Below are 24,373 nucleotides of genomic sequence, written 5' to 3'. Positions count from 1 at the left end.
ATAACCTAAATAATTATGATTATAATATCAAAAAATGAATCCATTCCGAAAAATCACTTTTGATACATTTATAATTTTGTAAAAAGTTGATTATTAATAGTTTTAAAACTTTAAGTACTTTTGATTTTTGTAAAATCACTTTTCGGAGTAGACAAAATAAAAAAATAAAATAAAGGCGGACATAGCTCAGATGGTAGAGCGGCAGCCTTCCAAGCTGCAGGTCGCGGGTTCGAACCTCGTTGTCCGCTCTTAATACTAATAAAAGAGCATTTTTATATCTTTTTGTAAGATGAATGCCTTTATAGCTCAGGGGTAGAGCACTTCCTTGGTAAGGAAGAGGTCAGGGGTTCAAATCCCCTTGAAGGCTCATATTTAAATATTTGTATTTTTTTTACTATAAATATATAAATATATTTTTAAATTATTATAACTCAATTCATATTTTAACATATATCAAAATATCAAATAATGGCTAAAGAAAATTTTAACCGAAATAAACCGCATGTCAACATCGGAACAATAGGACACGTAGATCACGGTAAAACTACCCTTACCGCCGCTATAACTAAAGTATTAGCAAAAAAAGGATTAGCAGAAGTAAGAGAATTTTCCTCTATAGATAATGCACCCGAAGAAAAAGAAAGAGGTATTACCATCAATACTGCTCACGTAGAATATCAAACAAATAATAGACACTATGCACACGTTGACTGTCCTGGTCACGCTGATTATGTGAAAAATATGGTTACTGGAGCTGCACAAATGGACGGAGCAATATTAGTAGTAGCAGCAACAGACGGACCTATGCCTCAAACAAGGGAACATATTCTTCTTGCAAGACAGGTAGGAGTACCAGCAATAGTTGTCTTTATGAATAAAGTAGATTTAGTAGATGACCCCGAATTATTGGACCTCGTAGAAATGGAAATAAGAGATCTTCTTACATTTTATAAGTTCCCCGGGGATAAAATACCTGTTATTCGCGGCTCTGCTTTAGGAGGACTGAATGGAGATGCAAATTGGGTTTCTAAAATAGAAGAACTCATGGCACAAGTAGATTCTTATATTCCACAACCAGTTCGTTCTACTGAAAAAGATTTTTTACTTCCTGTGGAAGACGTGTTCTCTATAACAGGTCGTGGAACAGTAGGAACAGGAAGAATAGAAAGAGGAGTTATTAATAGTGGGGAAACAGTAGAAATAGTAGGAATGGGAGCAGAAGGATTAAAATCTACCGTTACTGGGGTAGAAATGTTTCGTAAGATATTAGATAGAGGTGAAGCAGGCGATAATGTAGGATTATTATTACGTGGTATTGAAAAAACTCAAATACGCCGCGGTATGATTATATGTAAGCCAGGATCCGTAAAACCACATGCTCATTTTAAAGCAGAAGTATACGTTTTGTCTAAAGAAGAAGGAGGACGACATACTCCATTTTTTAACAAATATAGACCTCAATTTTATTTTAGAACCACAGACGTTACAGGAGAAATAACACTTCCAAGTGGAAGAGAAATGGTTATGCCAGGAGACAATCTTACTATAGACGTAAAACTACTCAGTAAAATAGCATTAGAAGTAGGTCTTAGGTTTGCAATACGAGAAGGAGGAAGGACAGTAGGTGCAGGACAAGTAACGGAAATACTTGACTAAAAAAGAGATATATACTCGGTATAAAATCTGAGATACGGGCGTAGCTCAATTGGTAGAGTGCCGGTCTCCAAAACCGTAGGTTGGGGGTTCGAGTCCCTCCTCCCGTGCTTCTCTTTCAATATATTGGTTACTAAAAAAAATATGAATAAAATAAAATTTTTTGTTATATCTTCATACGAAGAAATGATGACAAAAGTTACTTGGCCTAGTTATATTTCTTTACGAAAAAACGCTACTATGATACTTATATCTGCTATAATTTTTGCAATATTAGTAGGTATTGTAGATAGAGTTTTTGAACAAATTTTACAATTTATTTATAACACCGTTTAATGTAAACTATAATTACGATGCAGTTAAATTGGTATGCAATAAAAGCAATTACAGGGCAAGAAAAGAAAATAAAAACATTTTTGGAAACAGAAATTAGTAGACAAAAATTGCAAAATTATATTTCCGAAATACTTATACCAGTTGAAAAAGTATATGAGGAAAGAAAAGGAAAAAGATATGTAAGAGAAAAAAAAATATTTGGAGGTTATATATTTATATTTGCAGATGTAAGTCATGGCGAGGTGTTGCATACAGTAAATTATACACCTGGCGTTTTAGGATTTGTTGGATCTAAAGATAAAACAGATAAAAATCCAACTCCACTAAGACAAAATGAAATTAATCGTATACTAGGAAAAATGGAAGAAGCAGAGGAAGCCCTGGTAAAACAAAATATCTCATTTTCTCCTGGCCAATCTGTGAAAGTGATAGATGGACCTTTTACCGGTTTTTTTGCAACCGTGCAAGAAGTATTTGAAGAAAGAAAAAAAATAAATGTTACTGTAAAAATTTTTGGACGTAATACATTAGTAGAATTAAATTACTCACAAGCAGAAAAAGAATCATAAAACCAAAGAATTATATGGCAAAAGAAATAACAGGATATATAAAATTACAAGTAAAAGGAGGAGAAGCAAACCCATCTCCACCCGTAGGGCCTGCCTTAGGGAGCAAGGGATTAAATATAATGGAGTTTTGTAAACAATTTAATGCTCGTACTCAGGATAAGAAAGGGAGTTTAATACCAGTTCTTATAACTGTTTATAACGATAAAACCTTTGATTTTGTTGTAAAAACACCACCAGCACCACTGCTGATACTAGAAGCAAGTAAATCAAAATTAGGTTCTGCGCAACCAAACCGTAATAAAGTAGGAAACATTACATGGGATCAAGTGCAAAAAATAGCAGAAATAAAAATGCCCGATCTCAATGCTTTTACTCTTAAATCTGCTATGAAAATGATAAGTGGAACAGCTAGAAGCATGGGAATTACTGTCACCGGAAAAGCACCTTGGAATTAAATAGATACTTTAAAAATAATGAAAAAATTAACAAAAAACCAAAAAACATCTATTCTAAAATACGATGCCGATAAAATATATTCTCTTGAAGAAGCTTGCAAAATAGTAAAAGAAATAACATTTACAAAATTTGATTCTTCTGTGGATATAGATATGAGATTAGGTGTGGATCCTAAAAAATCTGACCAAATGGTAAGAGGAGTTGTTTCTTTACCGCATGGAATAGGAAAATCTGTAAGAGTATTAGTTTTATGTACTCCAGAAAAAGAAGATGAAGCGAGGGAATCTGGTGCCGACTATGTAGGATTAGAAGAATATATAAAGAAAATAGAAGGGGGATGGGTAGATATAGATGTTATAATCACTATGCCTATTATTATGGCAAAAGTAGGAAAACTTGGAAAAATACTAGGACCAAGGGGACTGATGCCAAATCCTAAATCAGGAACGGTAACATTAGAGGTAGGAAAAGCAGTAAAAGAAGTAAAAGCAGGAAAAATAGATTTTAAAATAGATAAAGCAGGAATAATTCATACAAGTATCGGGAAAACATCCTTTGAATCTGAAAAAATTAAAGAAAATGCATTAGAAATACTTCAAACAGTAGCCCGATTAAAACCATCTTCTTCTAAAGGTATATATTTTAAAAGTATTTACTTATCTAGTACTATGAGTAAGAGTATTCAAATAGATAAAAACACAATAATAGGAATATAATAAACATGAACAGAGAAAAAAAAGGAGTTTTGATAGAAGAACTCAAAGAAAAATTTGCAAAAACACCTTATTTTTATGTAACAGATACTTCAGGATTTACAGTATCAGAAATAAATTCTTTTAGACGTATTTGTTTTCAAAATGGTCTTGAATATAAAGTATTTAAAAATACTATTATAAAAAAAGCATTAGATACACAAAATGTAGATTATTCTTCATGGAATAAAAAAGTGTTAAAAGGATTTTCTGGGATTATTTTTTGCAATAGTTCTGCAAAAATACCTGCAAAAGTGATAAAAGAATTTCAACAGAAAGATAAAAATAAAAGACCTACGTTTAAGGCTGCTTCCATAGAATCAGATTTTTTTATTGGGGAAGAAAATTTAGAAATACTCCTTAATATTAAATCTAAGAATGAGTTAGTAGGAGATATTGTTACACTCTTACAATCCCCGATGAAAAAGTTAGTTACCACTATTCAGAGTGGTAATAATACATTGACAGGAGTTTTAAAAACACTGTCAGAAAAATAATAATTTTTAAATAATAATAATATAAGTAATAATTAAAATGACAGATTTAAAAGCAATAGCTGAACAATTAGTAAATTTATCAGTAAAAGAAGTAAATGAATTAGCAAAAATTCTTAAAAACGAATATGGCATAGAGGCAGCTACATCTCCAGTTGTAATGGCAGGAGGCATTGCACCTGGTGGTAATACAGCGACAGCAGTACCTGAAAAAACATCTTTTGATGTGATTTTAAAAGCAGCGGGAGCGAATAAATTAGGTGTTATAAAACTAGTAAAAGATCTGACAGGATTAGGATTAAAAGAAGCAAAAGATCTTGTTGATAATGCTCCTAAACCTTTAAAGGAAGGAGTACAAAAAGACGAAGCCGCTGCACTAAAAACCAAATTAGAAGAATTAGGAGCTGAGGTAGAAGTAAAATAATAATGTGTTTTTTAGTTTAAAAGATCCGAATAATACGGATCTTTTAACTAAATGTTGTGAAAGGTCAAAAATATTTATTGAATTATTGCGTTTGTGAAATATATTTTATTTTCACTATAAAATTATAGAGAAATTAGTACTCATACTTCTAAAATAACATTGTTTTGAATACATTACATAACACTAAAAGAATAAATTTTGCTAAAGTAAAGATTCCGAAAGAAACAGAATTTAACTACCCTAATTTTTTAGATATTCAAACTTCCTCGTTTCAAGAATTCATTCAATTAGACATAGCAAATCAAGATAAAAAAAAGCAAAGTTTATACCAGCTTTTTTGTGATATATTTCCCATTTCTGATGCAAGGAAAAATTTTACTATAGAATTTGTAGATTATTCTATTGACATTCCTAGATATTCAATAGAGGAATGCATAGATAGAGGGCTGACCTACTCTGTTCCTTTCAAAGTCAAGTTCAAAGTAACCTCTTATTCTTTTGACAATAAAGAACCTACTATTTATGAACAAGAGATTTTTTTAGGAAACATACCTTACATGACTCAGAGAGGATCTTTTGTTATTAACGGAGCTGAACGAGTCATAGTTTCACAATTACACAGATCTCCTGGTGTGTTTTTTGCTCAAAGCAGACATACGAATGGAACAAAATTATATTCTGCTCGTGTTATACCTTTTACAGGAGCATGGATAGAATTTGCTACAGATGCCAATAATATAATGTATGCTTATATTGACAGAAAAAAAAAGTTTCCAATAACTACTCTATTACGTGCTATAGGATATAGTACGGATAAAAGTATATTAGATATCTTTGGACTTTCTGAAGATGTTCCTGCAACGAGAGATGATTTGATGAAAAATATAGGAAGAAAGCTTGCAGCACGAGTTATACACACTTATATGGAAGACTTTATTGATGAAGATACAGGCGAAGTAATCTCTATTGAAAGGAACCAGATTAAATTAGAACGAGATTATATACTAAAGGAAGAAGACATATCTATAATATTAGAATCAAAAGTTTCTTATATTATCGTTCATAGAGAAGATATAAACTTGAGTGAATATTCTATTATTTATAATACTTTACAAAAAGATAGTTCTAATTCTACAAAAGAAGCAGTTGAACAAATATATAGACAGTTGAGAAATGCAGAAGCGCCAGATGAACAAACTGCAAAAGATATAATCCATAATTTGTTTTTTAGCGAAAAAAGATATGATTTGGGCAAAGTAGGTCGCTATAGAATTAATAAAAAACTCAAAATGGATTCAAAAAAACATTCAGAATCTGTTCTTACTGTTCATGATATTATTGAAATAATAAAGTATCTTGTAGGATTAGTAAACTCTAGAGCAATAGTTGATGACATAGATCATTTGGGGAATAGAAAAGTAAGAACTGTTGGTGAACAATTATATAATCTTTTTTATGTAGGATTATCCAGAATGGCAAGAATTATTGCGGATAAAATGAATATGAAAGATGTTGAAGAGTTTAAACCTATTGATTTAGTAAGCCCTAAAACTCTTATCACGGTTATAAATTCTTTTTTTGGTACGAGTCAGCTTTCTCAATTTATGGATCAAACCAATCCTTTAGCAGAAATCACACATAAAAGAAGACTAACGGCTTTGGGGCCTGGTGGGCTTTCTCGAGATAGAGCTGGGTTTGAGGTGCGTGATATTCATTACACACATTATGGACGTTTATGTACCATCGAAACCCCCGAAGGTCCTAACATAGGACTCATCTCTTCTCTTTGTGTTTATGCAAAAATTAATCCTATGGGATTTATAGAAACCCCATATAGAAAGGTAAAAAATGGTAAGGTCACGGATGATATAGTTTATTTATCTGCAGAAGAAGAAGAAAATTGTTATATTGCCCAGTCCCACATGAAATTAGATAATAAAGGGTTCTTTTTAGATGGGAAAATCAAATCACGATACGGTGCGGATTTTCCATTAGTATCCCCAGATAAAATTTCTTATATGGATATTGCTCCCGATCAAATAGTCTCTATAGGTGCGTCTCTTATTCCATTTTTAGAACATGACGATGCAAATAGAGCACTTATGGGGTCTAACATGCAAAGGCAAGCAGTTCCTTTAATATTACCAGAAGCCCCTATTGTTGCTACCGGTTTTGAACATAAGCTTATCATGGATTCTAAAAATTTTATAATATCTGAAAAAGATGGAATTGTAAAATATGTAGATTCTACGAAAATTATTATAGAAAATTATAGAACTGATTTCGAAAAACAAGTTTCTTTTGATGATGATGAACAGGTTTATTCTCTACCTAAATATAGACGGACTAACCAAGATACTGTCTTAAATATGAGACCTATTGTTTTTAAAGGAGATGAAGTGAAACAAGGACAAATTTTATGCGAAGGTTTTGCTACCGAAAAAGGAGAGCTTGCTTTAGGACGCAATCTAAAAGTTGCGTTTATGCCATGGCAAGGTTATAATTTTGAGGATGCTATTGTTATATCAGAAAAAGTTGTTTCAGAAGACATTTTTACTTCTGTTCATATAGAAGAATTTAGATTAGGAGTAAAAGATATGAAAAGAGGAGAAGAAGAATTAACTTCTGAGATACCGAATATGAGCGATGAGGTTATAAAAAATTTAGACGAAAACGGAATAGTAAGGGTTGGTTCCCCTGTAAAAGAAGGTGATATACTTATAGGAAAAATAACCCCAAAAGGAGAATCTGATCCTTCTCCGGAAGAAAAATTACTAAAAGCTATTTTTGGCAATAAAGCAGGAGATGTGAAAGATGCTTCATTTAGAGCCCCTGCTTCTTTAAGAGGAGTGGTGATAAATACTCAACTTTTTTCACGTATAAAGAAAGATAATAAAACTAAGATAAAAAAAGATATGGATTTATTGAAAGATAAGTACAGTCAAAATCTATCGAAGTTAAAACGTGCATGCATAGAAAAATTAACATTATTGCTTGATGGTAAAATTTGCCAAGGAATAAAACATAGATATAGTAATGATGTGATTTCACATGGTGTAAAATTGAATGGAAATCTAATAACAGAAATGCTATTCCCTAATAAAAATAATTATAGAGATGAAAGCGGTTATTCTGTTCCTGAGGAAACAAATCTTATAGCAGATGTTGTTTTTGAAAATTGGACAGATGATATAGAAACAAACAAAGCAATAGTTACGCTACTAAATAATTATTCTAAAAAATGGGCTGAAATATCTGCAAATTTTAAAAAAAATAAATATATTTTAGAAACAGGAGACGAACTTCCCACGGAAATAGTAAAATTAGCAAAAGTATATGTTGCCAAAAAGCGGAAATTAAAAGTAGGAGATAAAATGGCAGGAAGACACGGAAATAAAGGCGTAGTAGCAAAAATAGTAAGACAGGAAGATATGCCTTTTATGGAAGATGGGACCCCTGTAGATGTAGTTTTAAATCCACTTGGTGTTCCATCTCGTATGAATATAGGTCAAATATACGAGACTGTTTTGGGATGGGCCGGATTGAAATTAGGAATAAAATATACAACCCATATATTTGACGGAGCAACATTGCAAGAAGTGTCAAATGAATTAAAAAAAGCAGGGTTACCTCCCTTTGGGAGAGATTATCTATATGATGGACTGACCGGGGAAAAGTTTGAACAACCTGTTACAGTGGGTGTTATCTATATGCTTAAATTAGGACATTTAGTTGATGATAAAATGCATGCAAGATCTATAGGTCCCTACTCACTTATTACACAACAACCTTTAGGTGGTAAAGCACAATTCGGGGGGCAACGTTTTGGAGAAATGGAAGTATGGGCTATAGAAGCTTTTGGAGCATCACATATACTCCAAGAAATATTAACTATAAAATCTGATGATGTGGTAGGCCGTGCTAAAGCATACGAATCCATTGTAAAAGGTGAAAGTTTACGTACTCCTGGAATCCCTGAGTCTTTCAATGTTCTTATTCAAGAATTAAGAGGATTGGGATTAGAAATAAATTTAGAGAAATAAAAATAATATAATTTCAAAAATAAATTATTTGTTATGATATTCAAAAGAAATAAAAGTATAAATACCGATTTTACAAAAATATCGATAGGCATTGCTTCCCCAGAATCTATTTTAGAAAATTCTTTTGGAGAAGTGAAAGAAGCCGAAACTATTAATTATAGAACTTATAAACCTGAAACAGATGGTCTTTTTTGTGAACGGATTTTTGGACCTATAAAAGATTGGGAATGCCACTGTGGAAAATATAAAAGAATAAGATATAAAGGAGTAACGTGTGATAGGTGTGGGGTAGAGGTTACGGAAAAAAAAGTTCGTAGAGAAAGAATGGGACACATAGAGTTGGTAGTCCCTGTAGCTCATATTTGGTATTTTAAATGTCTTCCAAACAAAATAGGCTATATTTTAGGAATACCCTCTAAAAAATTAGATCAAATTATCTATTACGAAAAATATGTAGTCATACAACCAGGTGTATGTGCTCAAAATGGATTAAATGAACTAGATTTTTTAACCGAAAATGAGTATATAAATATAATGGAAAATATTCCAACTGATAACCAGACCTTTGATGATTCTAATCCTCATAAATTTATTGCTAAGACAGGATCTGATGCAATAGAAACTCTCTTAAAAAAAGTTGATTTAGATAGTGTTTCTTATACATTAAGGCAAAGTATACATTCTGAATCATCACAGCAAAAAAAAATAGAATCTCTAAAAAGATTACGAGTTATAGAAGCATTTCGTACTTCCAAAGGGAAAAGACAAAATAAACCAGAATGGATGATACTAAAAGTTATTCCGGTTATTCCACCTGAGCTGAGGCCTTTGGTAGCTTTGGACGGTGGTAGATTCGCAACATCTGATTTGAATGATTTTTACAGAAGAGTTATTATTCGTAATAATAGATTAAAAAAACTTATAGATATAAAAGCTCCAGAAGTTGTTTTAAGAAACGAAAAAAGAATGCTCCAAGAGGCAGTAGATGCGTTATTAGATAATTCTAGAAAAGTAGGAACCTCGGGCAGATCAGAAGGAGGAGGTACAACAAAATCACTTTCAGATATGCTGAAAGGAAAACAAGGAAGATTTAGAAAAAACCTACTTGGAAAAAGAGTCGACTATTCAGGTAGATCTGTTATAGTAGTAGGTCCGGAGCTCAAAATACATGAATGTGGATTACCAAAAGAAATGGCTGCTGAATTATTTAAACCTTTTATTATAAGAAGATTAATAGAACGAGGAATAACTACTACAGTAAAAGATGCTAAAAGAATCATAGATTTAAAAGATCCTCGTATTTGGGATATATTAGAAAATATACTAAAGGGACATCCAATTTTACTCAATCGCGCTCCCACGCTTCATAGAATGGGAATCCAAGCATTTCAACCAAAACTTATAGAACACAAGGCTATTCAATTACATCCCCTGGTTTGTACCGCTTTTAATGCTGATTTTGATGGGGATCAAATGGCTGTTCACGTACCATTAGGGCAAGAAGCTATATTAGAAGCATCTCTTTTAATGATAGCTTCTAATAATATTTTAAATCCGGCTAATGGTGCTCCCATTTGTGTTCCATCGCAAGATATGGTACTAGGGCTGTACTACATGACAAAAGGGCGTAAAAGTACTCCCAATGAAAAAATTTTAGGGGAAGGAATAACTTTCTATTCCCCCGAAGAAGTTGTTATAGCTTTTAACGAGAAAAAATTATCTAAGCACGCTTATATAAAAGTACGGGTAAAAGTGAGAGATGAAAATGAAGAACTCAAAACAAGTATTATAGAAACAGTTGCTGGAAGAGTATTATTTAATTTATGCATCCCCGAAGAAGTTGGTTTTTTAGATGAATTATTAACAAAAAAGAAACTCCAACAAATTATTAGCTTAGTGTTCAAGGTATGTGGAATGTCTCGCACCTCACAGTTTTTAGATGATATAAAAGAGTTAGGATTTAAGTATGCATACCAAGGTGGCTTATCTATAGGATTGAGTGACATTAATATTCCAAATGAGAAAAAAGATTTTATAGAAAATGCTCAAAAACAAATAGAAAATGTTTTAACCAATTATTATGGAGGTCTTATTGGTGAGAATGAAAAATATAATAAAGTTATAGATATATGGACACGGGTAAATGTTGATCTTACGGCAAAACTTTTAAAAAATTTAGAAGAAGATAACCAAGGATTCAACTCCATATATATGATGATGCACTCCGGAGCTCGTGGAAGTAAAGAACAAGTAAGACAATTAGCAGGAATGCGAGGATTAATGGCAAAACCTCAAAAAAATATACAAGGAGCCATAGGAGAAATTATAGAAAACCCTATCATATCTAATTTTAAAGAAGGATTGGAAGTTTGGGAATATTTTATTTCTACACATGGAGCAAGAAAGGGATTAGCCGATACTGCTTTAAAAACAGCGGATGCGGGTTATCTTACACGCCGTCTTATAGATGTAACTCAAGATGTTATTATAAATGAAGTAGATTGTGACACACTGAGGGGTATCACTATTTCTGCAGTGGTAGATAAAACAAATGACGAAGTTATAGAATCACTTTCAGATAGAATTTTAGGAAGAGTATCTCTCCATGATATTTACGAACCATTAACAGGTAAACTTATAATATCTGCAGGACAAGAAATAAGAGAAGATATTGCTATGCAAATAGAAAAATCTAATATAGAAGAAGTGGAAACAAGATCTGTTCTTACTTGTGAAAGTGAAAAAGGAGTATGTAGTAAATGCTATGGAAGAAATTTTTCAAGTGGAAGAATGGTAGAAATAGGAGAACCTGTTGGAGTAATCGCCGCACAATCTATAGGGGAACCAGGTACTCAGCTTACACTAAGAACATTTCACGTGGGAGGAGCTGCATCCAATATAGCTGTAGAAAATACTATTAAAGCAAAATTCCCTGGTATTGTAGAATTTGAAGAACTGAGATCTGTCGTGTTAGATAAAGGGAATCAAAAAAATACAGTAGTATTAGGACGTTCAGGTGAAATAAAAATTAAAGATGAAAAAACGGGTAAAATACTCATAAGTCAAAATGTACCTTACGGTACTATATTACGAGTAAATGAAAACGAAAAAGTAGAAAAAGGGCAAGAACTTTGTTACTGGGATCCGTACAATGCTGTCATTCTCTCAGAATATAATGGAAAGGTACAACTGATCCACATAGAAGAAGGAATAACTTTTAAAGAAGATTATGATGAGCAGACCGGAAGAACCGAAAAAATAATAACGGAATCAAAAGATAAAAATAAAACTCCTACAATACTCATATTAAAAGAAGAACAGGTCACAAAAGAATACAGTTTGCCAGTGGGTGCCCATCTTACAGTTGAAGATGGACAAATCATATACAAAGGAGAAATTATAGCCAAAATACCTCGTGTTACTTCTAAATACAGAGATATAACCGGAGGACTTCCACGTGTAACAGAACTATTCGAAGCCAGAAATACATCTAACGTTGCAGTAGTAAGCGAAATAGATGGAGTAATATCTTATGGACAACTCAGAAAGGGAAACAGAGAAATAATTGTAGAATCTAAGGATGGGTACAAGAAAAAATACATGGTTCCTCTTACAAAACACATAATAGTTCAAGATAATGATTTTGTAAAAGCTGGAGGATCGCTTACAGACGGAGTTATTAGTTTGGCGGATATTTTAGCAATAAAAGGCACTACAGCTGTTCAAGAATACTTAGTAAATGAAATCCAAGAAGTATATAGATTACAAGGAGTAAAGATAAATGATAAACACATAGAGGTTATTGTTAGACAGATGATGCAAAAAGTTGTAATAGTAGATTCTGGAGATACTACACTTTTACCAAACCAAATTATAGATAAAATACTTTTTAGAAAAGAAAATGAATCTATTATGGATAAAAAAATAGTAGTAGATACGGGAGATTCTACAAATTTAAAAGCGGGACAAATAATTTCATTAAAAATGTTACGAAATGAAAACACTTTTCTTAAAAGTAAAGAACTCGAACCTGTTACAGTAAGAAATGTTAATGCTGCTGTTTCTAGACCAATACTACAAGGAATAACCCAAGCTTCTTTAGATACAGAAAGCTTCTTATCTGCCGCATCTTTTCAAGAAACTACTAAAGTATTAAGTGAAGCCGCTATAAAATCTAAAACAGATACTTTAAATGGGTTAAAAGAAAATGTGTTGATTGGACATCTCATCCCTGCAGGAACAGGAGTTAAAAAATTTAACGAATACGCCGTTGGCTCTAACAGTACTTATCTCTACCTCTATAACAAAGAATATAATACAAAAACACATAACTTACAATAAACAATGGAAGAAAATAAAAAAAAAATAAATCAATCACAGCAAATAACTATTGAATTAAGTGAAGACATTGCTGGTGGCATATATTCTAACCTTGTTATGATATCCCATTCTCAAACAGAGTTTGTAATAGATTTTATTTCTCTTTTGCCAGGTGTTACTAAAGCAAAAGTAAAATCTAGAATAATAGTTACACCAGAACATGCAAAAAGACTTTTACATGCTCTCCAAGAGAACATCAAAAAATATGAATATACATTTGGAGAAATAGACAATACAGAAGACATATCAAAGATACCTTTTCATTTCGGCGGGGAAATAGCCGAAGCATAATTTATAGATAAAATAATACTAAATAAATACTAAATGCCTACTATTCAACAATTAGTTCGTAAAGGAAGAGCAGGATTAAAATGGAAATCAAAATCCCCTGCATTAACATCTTGCCCGCAAAGAAAAGGAGTATGTACCAGAGTTTATACTACTACTCCTAAAAAACCAAATTCTGCAATGAGAAAAGTTGCAAGAGTTCGTTTAACAAATAAAAAAGAAGTAAATGCTTATATACCAGGTGAAGGACATAATTTGCAAGAGCACTCTATAGTTCTCATAAGAGGAGGAAGAGTAAAAGATTTACCAGGTGTAAGATATCACATCATTAGAGGAACCTTAGATACAGCAGGTGTAGAAAAACGATACAAAAGCCGTTCTAAATATGGTGCTAAAAAACCTAAAGCAAAAAAAAACACACCGGACACTAAAACTAAAGATAATAAAAAAACTAAAAAATAAACCATGAGAAAAACAAAACCAAAAAAAAGATACGTACTACCAGACCCTAAGTTTGGTGATACACTGATTACAAAATTTGTAAATAACCTTATGTATGATGGAAAAAAAAGCATCTCTTACTCCATTTTTTACGATGCTATCAGTATAATAGAAAAAAAAACAAATGAAAATGGAATAGAGGTATGGAAAAAAGCTCTCAATAATGTAACACCCTCTGTAGAAGTAAAAAGCAGAAGAATAGGAGGAGCTACCTTTCAAGTACCAGTGGAAGTAAGAGCCGAAAGAAAAATATCCCTGAGCATAAAATGGCTTATTAAATACGCAAGGTCCCGCGGTGAAAAAACCATGACCGATAAACTTGCAGCTGAAATAATAGCTGCTTCTAAAAAAGAAGGAGCATCTGTCAAAAAACGAGACGATGTTCATAAAATGGCGGAAGCCAATAAAGCTTTCTCCCACTTTAGATTATAATTACAAAATACTTTTTTATTTGGTATTCTTAATTTGATATAGTTTTAGTAAATTCTTAGTAGAGCTTCCATTGTTTAAACAATTGAAAACCAAACTTTTTAAAACATAAAAAACACTAATTTTATAAAATCTATATTACATTAACAATACCTTTTTATTTTCATGCAAGTGTATTTTAACAATACTAAAGATGCAAGCATAACCATATATTAGAAAATGAAACAAGCATAACCATATATTAGAAAATGAAAATAGATATAACCAAATACATAGGGAAAGACCGCGGCGTATGGTTTATTATATATGCAGTGATTTCTTCTTTTTGTTTATATTCTTGTGCTTTTGCTTTTAGAAAAGCATTTTCTGTTTCTACGTATGAAGGCCTCATGTATTGGAATATTGATTATAAAGTATGGCTGATTACTTTTCAAGTAGTTGGTTATATGACTTCTAAGTTTTTAGGAATAAAATACGTATCCGAGTCTCCCCCTGAAAAAAGAGCATTTACCATTCTTTTTATGATGATAATAGCAATGTTATCTCTCTTTTTGTTTGCTATTACCCCACCTCCGTATAATATTATTTTTATGTATTTTAATGGATTACCCCTTGGAATGGTATGGGGATTAGTATTTGGATATTTAGAAGGAAGACGAAGTACTGAAATATTAGGAGCGGGGGTTTCTGCAAGTTTTATATTTGGATCAGGGCTGGCAAAAAGTATCGGAAAATTTGTAATAGTAAATTGGGGTGTGGATGAATTCTGGATGCCTTTTGTCGTAGCGCTTTTGTTTATGGCGCCACTTTGTGTTTTTTTATTCATGTTGAATTTGTTGCCGCCACCCGATGAGTTAGACGAAAAAGAAAGAACTAAAAGGATCCCGATGAACAAAAAAAGCCGAAAAGATTTTTTCGTTTCTCTCTCACATGGGCTTATCCTTTTGATAATAGCATATATGCTTCTAACAGCTTTTAGAGAATTTAGAGATAATTTTATGGCAGAGATATGGAAAGAATTAGGAGAAAATGATACTTCTCTCTTTGCATATACAGAAACTATAATTGCTATAGGAACTCTTATTATCTGCGGAAGTGTTATGTTCATAAAAAATAATAAGAATGCAATGATAATAAACCATCTTATTGTTATTTTTGGGATTTTTTTGGTAGGGATTTCTAATGTTGCTTTTGAATATGGTGTAATAAATTCATTTTGGTGGATGACACTCATAGGGATGGGACTTTATATGGGATACGTTCCTTTTAACAGTATCTTTTTTGAAAGAATAATAGCAGCATTTCGTTATGTAAGTAATGTGGGTTTTTTGATATACCTTGCAGATGCTTTTGGATATTTAGCAAGTGTGAATGTTCTTTTTTATAAACAATTCGGACAGAGAAATACGAGCTGGTTACATTTTTTTATTTCATCGGGATATGTTTTATCTTTCATCGGGAGTATTCTTATGGTAGCATCTCTTATTTATTTTTTAAAAAAATTATCGTGGGTAGAACAACAAAATACGTATTTAAAAGTTGATTCTAAAAAATGATTTTTTGTGCGAGAAAGAATACCAAAAAAGGGGTTGTCCTAAAATGATATTTTTTTTGTAACCATTTTATAAATATTCTGGTTTTGATTGATACGTATGATTTTTAATTTTTACTGTTTATAAAACAAAAGATTTCGCTTTTAAAAATGTGTTTTAAATGCGTGTTGGTAATTTTAAATGTTATTTTTGAATACAATGGTGAGTCCACCCAAAAAATACTTTTGATACATTTATAATTTTGTGAATAGTTGGTTATAAATGGTTTTAAAACTCAATATTTCTGTAAAAACGATTTTTCGGGGAGGATTCATATTTCAAATAATTTTTTTTAATAATGATAGAGCAAAAACTACATTCTACAAAGGTATTCTTTTTTGATAAAGAGTATATTTCAGAGTTCGTATATGGTGGAGTAGACGGAGCGGTTACAACCTTTGCGGTAGTGGCGGGTGCGGCAGGAGCTGGAGCGGATATCAGATGGGTGCTGATATTTGGTTTTGCTAATTTGATAGCAGACGGTTTTTCTATGTCTGTGGGGAGTTTTTTTTCTACCAAATCGGATATTGATAACTACAAAAAGCATGAGGATATTGAATATTGGGAAGTGGAGCATCTGCGAGAGAAAGAAATACAAGAAATCAGGGAAATTTATGAAAACAAAGGGTTTTCGGGGAAATTATTAGAGCAGGTGGTGGAAGTTATTATTTCCAATAAAAAAGTTTGGGTGGATACTATGATGAAGGAAGAACTACAGATGACACAGGAATCAAAGACTCCGATTAAGAACGCACTTATGACCTTTTTTTCTTTCAATATAGTAGGGTTGATTCCTTTGTTGGCGTATCTTGGAGCGTGGTTAATGGATATGAAAGAGAGTTCTTTTTTATTCTCTTTATCATGTGTATCTACGGGCTTCGCTCTTTTATTTGTGGGTTATTTACGGGGCATAGCTACTAAAACAAATAGATTTATATGTGTTATGCAGACCTTATTATTAGGGGGCTTAGCTGCTGCAATAGCATATTACGTAGGAGAGGTTCTCTCTCGATATTTTTAATGTATGCTTCCCATCCCGATAAAATCTCTTTCTTTTTTAAAGGATATTTTGTATCTATCTATTTTTTCTTTTGGCGGGGCTTCTTCCCATCTTTCTTTATTTCTCAATCAATTAGTTATAAAAAAAAAATATCTGACTGAAAAAGAATTGTTAGAAATAAATGCTCTCTGTCAGCTTGTCCCCGGTCCCACTTCCACACAAACTCTCGTATTAATAGCATATAAAATTGGGAAAGCAAAACTTTCTTACCTCTGCTTGCTCATCTGGTGTTTTCCTGCGGTATTTTTGATGATTTGTTCGGCAATCTGCATTACCTTTATTCAAATAAAAACGGCAGATGCTCTGCATTTTACTCGGTTTGTGCAACCAATAGCCATTGGGATGGTATCCTACACTGCTGTAGAAATATCAAAAAAAACTATTACCACAAAGTCATCTTTCTGTCTTGCTCTGGTATCTATTCTCATATCTTTTTTCTTCGGTTCGCCGTATGTTTTTCCCGTTTTATTATTATTAGGAGGTGCTTTTACAGGTTTGAAGTATAAAAATTATGAAAAACAGATAAAAGAGCACGTACATATTTCTTGGAAAAACTTTATCCTATGGGTAGTAGTGTTAATAATTGTGGCAATTACTGGAAATGCAACGAATTCATTACCGATACTTTTGTTTGAAAACTTTTACAGAAATGGAAGTATGGTTTTTGGAGGAGGGCACGTACTTATACCTTTTTTATTCTCTGAATTTGTAGAATTAAAAAAATATATAACATCGGATGAGTTTTTAACGGGATATGCTCTTCAACAAATTTTTCCTGGACCTTTTTTTTCATTTAGTGCTTTTATAGGAACGCTCTCTATGAGAGGAGAAAACATATATTGGCAGATAGTAGGAGGTTTTATGGCATCTATGGGGATATTTTTGCCAGGTACTTTTTTTATTTTTTTTATCTATTCCTTTTGGGAACAATTAAAAAAATATAGATTCGTCCGTGCTTCTATAGAGGGAATTAATGCTACCAGTACGGGGATTCTCATTAGCTCTATTTTTTTACTCAAAAATCCTTTTTTATTTGTATGGTATGATCCTTGTATTATAGTTTCTACTTTTATACTCCTTAAATACACAAAAGTCCGCATATATTTTATAGTTGTTTTCGGGTTACTCTGCGGGCTTTTTTTGTAATAAACGATAAATACTCCCCACTTACTTTTGAGAGTGGGCAGGTTTATAAATGGCGGGAGTGTATATTCTCAATCTTTTGAGAAAATACCCAAAAGAAACATTTAATACACCCATTCCATATTTTATGCTTCTTTGAAAGCTGATGGAGGAGGCATCTTCAAAGTATTTAGTGGGACAAGTTACTTCTGCAATATTATATCCCGCAGCAAATATCTGTGCTACCATTTCGTTATCGAAGACAAAGTCGTTACTATTATTTTCATAATTTACTTTTAATAGAACGTCTCTGTGGAACGCTCTATAACCTGTATGATATTCACTGAGTTTTTCATTCATAAGGATGTTTTGAGTAAGGGTAAGAAACCTATTAAAAATATATTTGTAAAGAGGCATTCCTCCTCGTAAAGCACCTTTTCCTAGTATGCGGGATCCAAAAACTACGGGGTATAAACCTGTGGCTATAATACTTGCCATAGCGTGTATAAGAAGCGGGGTATATTGATAATCAGGATGAAGCATTATGATGACATCGGCATTGATTTCTAAAGCTTTTTTATAGCAGGTTTTTTGATTTCCTCCGTATCCTTTATTTTCAGCGTGATTAATAATGTGTTTTATTCCTATTTTTCGTGCTTCTTCATCGGTGCTGTCTTTACTGGCATCATTTACTAATATGACATCGTCTACTATATCGAATGGAATCTCTTCATAAGTTTTCTTGAGTGTTTTTTCAGCATTATAAGCGGGCATTACTACTACAATTTTTTTTCCGTTGAACATGGTTGTATGTTTTTTATTTCTGATAGTATTCGTTATAATATTTTTGATATTCTCCTGATGTTACATTTTTGAGCCACTCATCATTTTGTAAGTACCAATTTACTGTTTTTTCTATGCCTTCTTCAAAAGGTACTTGTGGTTCCCATCCTAATTCTTGTTGAATTTTAGAAGAATCTATTGCATATCGTAAATCATGTCCTGCTCTGTCTTTCACAAAAGTAATCAGAGATTCTGATATTCCTTCTGCCCTTCCCAATTTTTTATTCATAATAGAGCAGAGCAGACGCACTACATCTATATTTGTCCATTCGTTATTTCCACCTATATTGTAAGAACTTCCTATTTTTCCAAAATGAAAAATAATATCTATTGCTTTCGCATGGTCTTCTACAAATAACCAATCTCTGATGTTTTTTCCATTTCCATAAATAGGGATGGGCTTCATATTTTTAATATTATGAATGCAAAGGGGGATAAGTTTTTCGGGAAAATGATGCGGTCCGTAGTTATTAGAGCAATGGGATATAACAACAGGTATTTTATAAGTATTATAGTATGATGTTACAAAATGGTCGGAAGCTGCTTTGGAAGCAGAGTAAGGCGATTGAGGATTGTAGGGGGTTTCTTCTGTAAAAAAACCCTCATTTCCTAAGGAACCAAAGACCTCGTCTGTAGAAATATGATAAAAAAGTTTTTTTTTTGAAGAATGCGTCCAATGTTTTTTAGCGATATTTAAGAGGGTAACGGTTCCAATAATGTTCGTATTTATAAAAATAAGAGGGTCAGAAATAGATCTATCTACGTGACTTTCTGCGGCTAAATGTATAATGCCGTCTATTTCAAAAATCTCAAATATTTGATTTATTTTCTCTTCATCTCTTACATCTGCTTTTATAAATTTATAATGTGGTTCATTTTCTATATCTTTTAGGTTTTCTAAATTTCCTGCGTATGTTAATGCATCTACATTTATAATAAGGTAGTCAGGGTACTTTTTGACAAAATGACGAACTACATGCGATCCGATAAATCCCGCCCCCCCTGTGATAAGAATTATTTTTCTAAAATTCATTTTTTTCTTAGATCTATTTTAATAGTATTTTGATAAATTTTATGATTTTATGCAAGTAAATAGCATAATAATGAGAAAAAATATTATTTTTATATATTTTGCAATTTATCAATAAAAAATGCAAATGCAATAAATAGAATTATTGCTAACAAAGTAATTTTAGAAAAATAATTTACCAAAATATATAAAAAATAAGGTAGTCATGATACCATCTCACTTTTAGATTCTTTTTTGTTTTAAACCCATAAGTTTGACCGAGAGTATACATTTTGAAAATTCTAAGGAGTAAGAATATTTAGCTGTAAATAGCTTATTAATTATGAGTCCACCCCGAAAAGTCAATTTTGACACATTTATAATTTTGTAACTGTTTGATTATCAATAGTTTTAAAACTCAATATTATTTCTGTAAAATTGACTTTTCGGGGTGGCTCAATTATATTTTCTCTGAAAAATATACTCTCGGTCAATTTTTAATTATATTCCATTGAATCTAAAAACTTATAGCATCAAATCCATGTTTTCATTTCACGCATGAGAACATAAAAGAGTAAAAAACTTTTTTTTAACAAAATAACCATATCTCTATACATTTAATTTTTTAATAAAATAACAACAGATGACAACTATAATAATATCCGGAATTTTATGCATAGCGCTTATTATGCTCTATCATTTCTTTTTTAGGAAAAACTCTATCAAAGAAAATGATGCAAAACAAATTTCTACAAATAATAATCAATATCCTACTAATAGTTCTGATACTCCCTTTGCAGAAAAAGAAGAAAAAAATGTATTAAAAAGAGTAAAGAGTAATACAACAGTCGTTACTTCAAAATACCAAACATACTCTAAAAAAAACGATATAACAAAAACTGACAAACTAGAAGATGCTTCTATTAAATCTATAGGGAATGAAAAAACAATGTCTTTTGAAGACACTTCCTTCAAAAAAAATAAAAATAGAAAAGTATATTTTCCAAAAATGCCTGCATTATATTTAGAAAAAAACGAACAGGGTTTAGAATCTGAGCTGCGTATATTTGACCCAAAATATAATCAAGGAATGGATCTTATGCGTAAGCGAGAGTATGAAAAAGCTATGGGTTGTTTTGAGGTAATAATAAAAGATTATCCTCATTCTCCATCAGCATGCTATGGTATAGGTATATGTCTTTTTGAACTTAGACAAACAAATAAAAGCTTAGATGTACTCCATACCATTGTTAAAAATACTCCTAATTTTTTACCAGCTCTCTATGCAATAGGGCTTATCTATTTTGATATGTACAAATTAGATGAAGCAATGGATATATATATAAAAATCCTCCACTATTCGCCTGAAGAATCTGAAGCAATTTACCACATTGGCAGTACTTATTTTCAAAAAAAAGATTATGACCGAGCGATAGAATATTTTCAAAAATCATATGATATTTCTAAAAACATAGATACTCTCTACCAAATAGGATTAGTATACTCTAAAAAACAAGAATATGATAAATCTATACAATACTACCAAACAGTCATAAGCCATAAACCAAGACACTACCCAGCATACTATCATTTAGGAACTTCCTATATAAAATTGAACGAATATTCAAAATCGATATACTATTTTGATAAAGTGATAGAGATAAGCCCTGTTTTTTATTCCGCGTATTTTCAAAAGGGACTCGCACACCTCAATCAAAATAATTATGAGGAATCTTTAGAATGTTTCAAAAAAGTTATAGATATTGTACCTAATAACTACGATGCTCTTTATAGCATTGGGCTTATATATTTTAAAAAAGAAGATGACGATAATGCACTTATTTATTATAAAAAAGCTCTAGAAATAAAATCTAACAGCGTGGATTGCCTCTACTATATGGGTTTTTCTTTTTTTAGAAAAGGAATGAATGACCAGGCATTAGAAAAGTTTAAAAAAATTATATCTCTCAATGACACTTTCTACAGTGCTTTTTTTTACATCGGATTACTTTATTATAAAAAAAATCAATATGATAAAGCGTTTTTTTATTTTCAAGAAACTTTTCGTTTAAATAATACTTTTTATTCCGCTGCGTACTATATGGGAATGATATGCTTTCATAAAGAAACATATAATGAAGCAATAGATTATTATAAAACCATACTAGAGCAAAAATCAGACCACATAGATGCAAAAATACAAATAGCACTTTGTTACTACAAGCTCAATCAATACGAAGAATCATTATATTTCTATGAGCAAATAAAAGAATCAAAAATATCTCCTTTTGTTTTTTTTCAAATAGGCACTATCTATTTTTATAAAAAAATGTATGAAGATGCCTACAAAAATTTAGAACAAAGCTACTTATTAGACCCTTCCTTGACCGAATCTTACTACTATATATCTTTAGTATATTGGGAAAAAGCAGAATATAAACAAGCAATAGAATGGATGGAAAAATACTATATCACAAATAATCATTCGAACACTCTCCGAAAGATAGGAAAGATGGCTTTTTTGTCTAAAAACCACGAAAAATCCATCGAATGCTATGTAAAGTACTTATCCACAAACCCACAAAATATTTTTATATGGAATACAATAGGCATTGTATACGCAGAAAAACAAGATTATGCTCACGCAATAGAGTATATCACTCATATTAAAATGCACGCCGAATTGCACATACTTTCTTTTAATATAGGAAGTATTTTCTTAAAAGAAAAAGAATTTGAAAAAGCCATTGCCTCTTATGAAACATCTATTCAGCAAAAAAACAATTTTTACGATGCCTATAATAAAATTGGGTTTATTTATTATAGATCTAAGTCGTATGATAAAGCAATAGAATTCTTTGAAAAATCATTAGAAATAGAACCTGAAAACACCGAAGCACTTTTTTATCTAGGAAACATATTTTTTGAAAAAGGATACAAACAAAAAGCATTAGGATACTATAAAAAAATAGGAAATACTACTCTTGGCTTCGGAGAATACTTTTATGAACTATCAGAATCCCCAAAAGATACAGATATAAGCATACCCCCTACTTCAAAGGAAACAATATTACACGAAGTATATCAAAAACTTGCTCTCGTCTTTTCACAAGATAAAGAAACACAAGAAAAAGCACTCTTTTTTTACGAAAAACTTTTAGAGTTCAACACCTATAAATATGATATTTTATATTCTATAGCACAGATATATTCTCAAAATGATAAAATAGACGAAGCAATAGAATACTACCTCAAAATAATATCTCTTAACCCTAATCTTCACGAAACATACTGCCACGTTGGTAAACTCTATCTTAAAAAACAAGATTATGAAAAATCCATAGAATATCTAGAAAACTACGTAGAACGAAGACCCGATGCAAAAGAAGTACTCAAAGATATTGCCTTTATATACACCCAACAAAAACAGTATGAGAAAGCTACTATTGCTTATAAAAAAATAATAGTATTAGAACCTAAAAATATAACAATACTACAAGAAATAGGAAATATGTATATGTTTCAAATGTCCGACCCAAGCAATGCAATAAACTTTTATAAAAAAATATTAGATATATCTCCCGATAATATTTCCGCCATAAGTAAAATAGGAATCGCTTACTTTAAAAGACAAGATTATGTTAATGCTATGAGGTATTGCAAAAGAAGCATTATAATAGATCCTAAAAATGTAGATACACTTTTTGCATTAGGAGTAATACATCTAGAAAAATCTGAATACGATAAAGCAATAGAGTTTTTTACAAAAATAGTATCCATAAATCCAAATCATAAAGAATCCATTTTTCAAATTGCAAAAACATACGAACAGAAAAAAGAACCACATAAAGCTCTCTTGTATTATAAAAAAACAATAGAATTAGACCCTACTTTCTACGAAATATTAGAAAAAATAGGAGAAATATACGAAACTATATCCGACTATGATAATGCAATAAAATATTACACACAAGGCATGGAACTATTTCCAAACTCCGAATCCATCACACTAAAAATGGGAAATATTCTTTTACTTACGAAAGAATATGATAAATCTATGGAGTACCTTAAAAAAGTATCCCACAACCAACAAAACCTTATACTCCCTATATTTAATATAGGGTTAATACATTTTTATAAAGGAGAATATGATAAAGCAATAAAATGTTATAAAAAAATATTAGAAACAGATCCTAAATCTGCGGAATCATATAACCAATTAGGACTTATTTACCATAAAAAAAAAGAATACTATAACGCAATAGAATGTTTTAATAAATCTATCCAAATAAAAAAAAATTATCCCGACCCTCATAAGAACATCGGAAATATTTATTTAGAAAAAGGAGAATCCGAAAAAGCAAATCAATTTTTTAAAGAAGCAGAAAAAATAAAAATGCTTAATAAAAAATAAAAAATACT

General features: G+C 31.4%; 18 protein-coding genes and 3 tRNA genes. 19 read left to right on the top strand and 2 right to left on the bottom strand.

Annotated features, from left to right (window positions below; genetic code table 11):
* Positions 1–175 precede the first annotated feature (175 nt).
* The 18 genes from QM536_00420 (at position 176) to chrA (ending at position 18,123) form a co-directional block, all read left to right on the top strand.
* A tRNA-Gly gene (locus tag QM536_00420) sits at positions 176–248 on the top strand.
* 47 nt (positions 249–295) lie between these two features.
* Positions 296–367, top strand: a tRNA-Thr gene (locus QM536_00415).
* Positions 368–468: 101 nt separating this feature from the next.
* Positions 469–1,656, top strand: a complete 1,188-nt coding sequence (gene tuf / locus QM536_00410) for an elongation factor Tu (protein MDI9355478.1) — start codon at positions 469–471, stop codon at positions 1,654–1,656.
* 34 nt (positions 1,657–1,690) lie between these two features.
* Positions 1,691–1,763, top strand: a tRNA-Trp gene (locus tag QM536_00405).
* A gap of 34 nt (positions 1,764–1,797) precedes the next feature.
* Positions 1,798–1,989, top strand: a complete 192-nt coding sequence (gene secE / locus QM536_00400) for a preprotein translocase subunit SecE (protein MDI9355477.1) — start codon at positions 1,798–1,800, stop codon at positions 1,987–1,989.
* 17 nt (positions 1,990–2,006) lie between these two features.
* Positions 2,007–2,558, top strand: a complete 552-nt coding sequence (gene nusG, locus QM536_00395) for a transcription termination/antitermination protein NusG (GenBank protein MDI9355476.1) — start codon at positions 2,007–2,009, stop codon at positions 2,556–2,558.
* Positions 2,559–2,572: 14 nt separating this feature from the next.
* The gene (rplK, locus tag QM536_00390) at positions 2,573–3,013 is read left to right on the top strand and encodes a 50S ribosomal protein L11 (protein MDI9355475.1); all 441 of its coding nucleotides are present in this window, start codon (positions 2,573–2,575) and stop codon (positions 3,011–3,013) included.
* Positions 3,014–3,031: 18 nt separating this feature from the next.
* Positions 3,032–3,730 (top strand): 50S ribosomal protein L1, encoded by a 699-nt coding sequence (gene rplA / locus QM536_00385; GenBank protein ID MDI9355474.1) that lies wholly within the window; start codon positions 3,032–3,034, stop codon positions 3,728–3,730.
* 5 nt (positions 3,731–3,735) lie between these two features.
* On the top strand, positions 3,736–4,263 hold the full coding sequence (gene rplJ, locus QM536_00380; protein MDI9355473.1) for a 50S ribosomal protein L10: 528 nt from the start codon (positions 3,736–3,738) through the stop codon (positions 4,261–4,263).
* A gap of 37 nt (positions 4,264–4,300) precedes the next feature.
* Positions 4,301–4,684, top strand: coding sequence for a 50S ribosomal protein L7/L12 (rplL, locus tag QM536_00375; GenBank protein ID MDI9355472.1), 384 nt, complete (start codon positions 4,301–4,303; stop codon positions 4,682–4,684).
* A 164-nt stretch (positions 4,685–4,848) separates the two neighbouring features.
* Positions 4,849–8,727, top strand: a complete 3,879-nt coding sequence (gene rpoB, locus QM536_00370; protein MDI9355471.1) for a DNA-directed RNA polymerase subunit beta — start codon at positions 4,849–4,851, stop codon at positions 8,725–8,727.
* A gap of 33 nt (positions 8,728–8,760) precedes the next feature.
* Positions 8,761–13,068, top strand: a complete 4,308-nt coding sequence (gene rpoC / locus QM536_00365; protein ID MDI9355470.1) for a DNA-directed RNA polymerase subunit beta' — start codon at positions 8,761–8,763, stop codon at positions 13,066–13,068.
* Between the two features lie 3 nt (positions 13,069–13,071).
* On the top strand, positions 13,072–13,398 hold the full coding sequence (locus tag QM536_00360) for a DUF3467 domain-containing protein (protein MDI9355469.1): 327 nt from the start codon (positions 13,072–13,074) through the stop codon (positions 13,396–13,398).
* A 33-nt stretch (positions 13,399–13,431) separates the two neighbouring features.
* Complete coding sequence (gene rpsL, locus QM536_00355) at positions 13,432–13,857, top strand: 30S ribosomal protein S12 (protein ID MDI9355468.1); 426 nt, start codon at positions 13,432–13,434, stop codon at positions 13,855–13,857.
* A 3-nt stretch (positions 13,858–13,860) separates the two neighbouring features.
* Positions 13,861–14,328, top strand: a complete 468-nt coding sequence (gene rpsG, locus QM536_00350; GenBank protein MDI9355467.1) for a 30S ribosomal protein S7 — start codon at positions 13,861–13,863, stop codon at positions 14,326–14,328.
* Positions 14,329–14,573: 245 nt separating this feature from the next.
* Complete coding sequence (locus QM536_00345) at positions 14,574–15,881, top strand: DUF5690 family protein (protein MDI9355466.1); 1,308 nt, start codon at positions 14,574–14,576, stop codon at positions 15,879–15,881.
* A gap of 334 nt (positions 15,882–16,215) precedes the next feature.
* Complete coding sequence (locus tag QM536_00340; GenBank protein ID MDI9355465.1) at positions 16,216–16,938, top strand: VIT1/CCC1 transporter family protein; 723 nt, start codon at positions 16,216–16,218, stop codon at positions 16,936–16,938.
* A gap of 3 nt (positions 16,939–16,941) precedes the next feature.
* Positions 16,942–18,123 carry a chromate efflux transporter gene (gene chrA / locus QM536_00335; GenBank protein MDI9355464.1) on the top strand — a complete coding sequence of 394 codons (1,182 nt, stop codon included), beginning with the start codon at positions 16,942–16,944 and terminating at the stop codon, positions 18,121–18,123.
* 21 nt (positions 18,124–18,144) lie between these two features.
* Here the strand turns inward: chrA and QM536_00330 are convergent, their stop codons facing one another.
* Positions 18,145–18,903 carry a glycosyltransferase family 2 protein gene (locus QM536_00330; GenBank protein ID MDI9355463.1) on the bottom strand — a complete coding sequence of 253 codons (759 nt, stop codon included), beginning with the start codon at positions 18,901–18,903 and terminating at the stop codon, positions 18,145–18,147.
* 13 nt (positions 18,904–18,916) lie between these two features.
* Positions 18,917–19,975 carry a dTDP-glucose 4,6-dehydratase gene (gene rfbB / locus QM536_00325; GenBank protein ID MDI9355462.1) on the bottom strand — a complete coding sequence of 353 codons (1,059 nt, stop codon included), beginning with the start codon at positions 19,973–19,975 and terminating at the stop codon, positions 18,917–18,919.
* 619 nt (positions 19,976–20,594) lie between these two features.
* Between rfbB and QM536_00320 the strand changes: the two genes are divergently transcribed.
* Positions 20,595–24,365 carry a tetratricopeptide repeat protein gene (locus tag QM536_00320; protein MDI9355461.1) on the top strand — a complete coding sequence of 1,257 codons (3,771 nt, stop codon included), beginning with the start codon at positions 20,595–20,597 and terminating at the stop codon, positions 24,363–24,365.
* The last annotated feature ends 8 nt before the right edge of the window (positions 24,366–24,373 follow it).

The organism is Chitinophagaceae bacterium (assembly GCA_030053935.1).
GTDB lineage: Bacteria > Bacteroidota > Bacteroidia > Cytophagales > JASGCU01 > JASGCU01.
The sequence above is the reverse complement of the archived record's forward strand: the minus strand, read 5'-3'. Positions and strand labels throughout refer to the sequence as shown.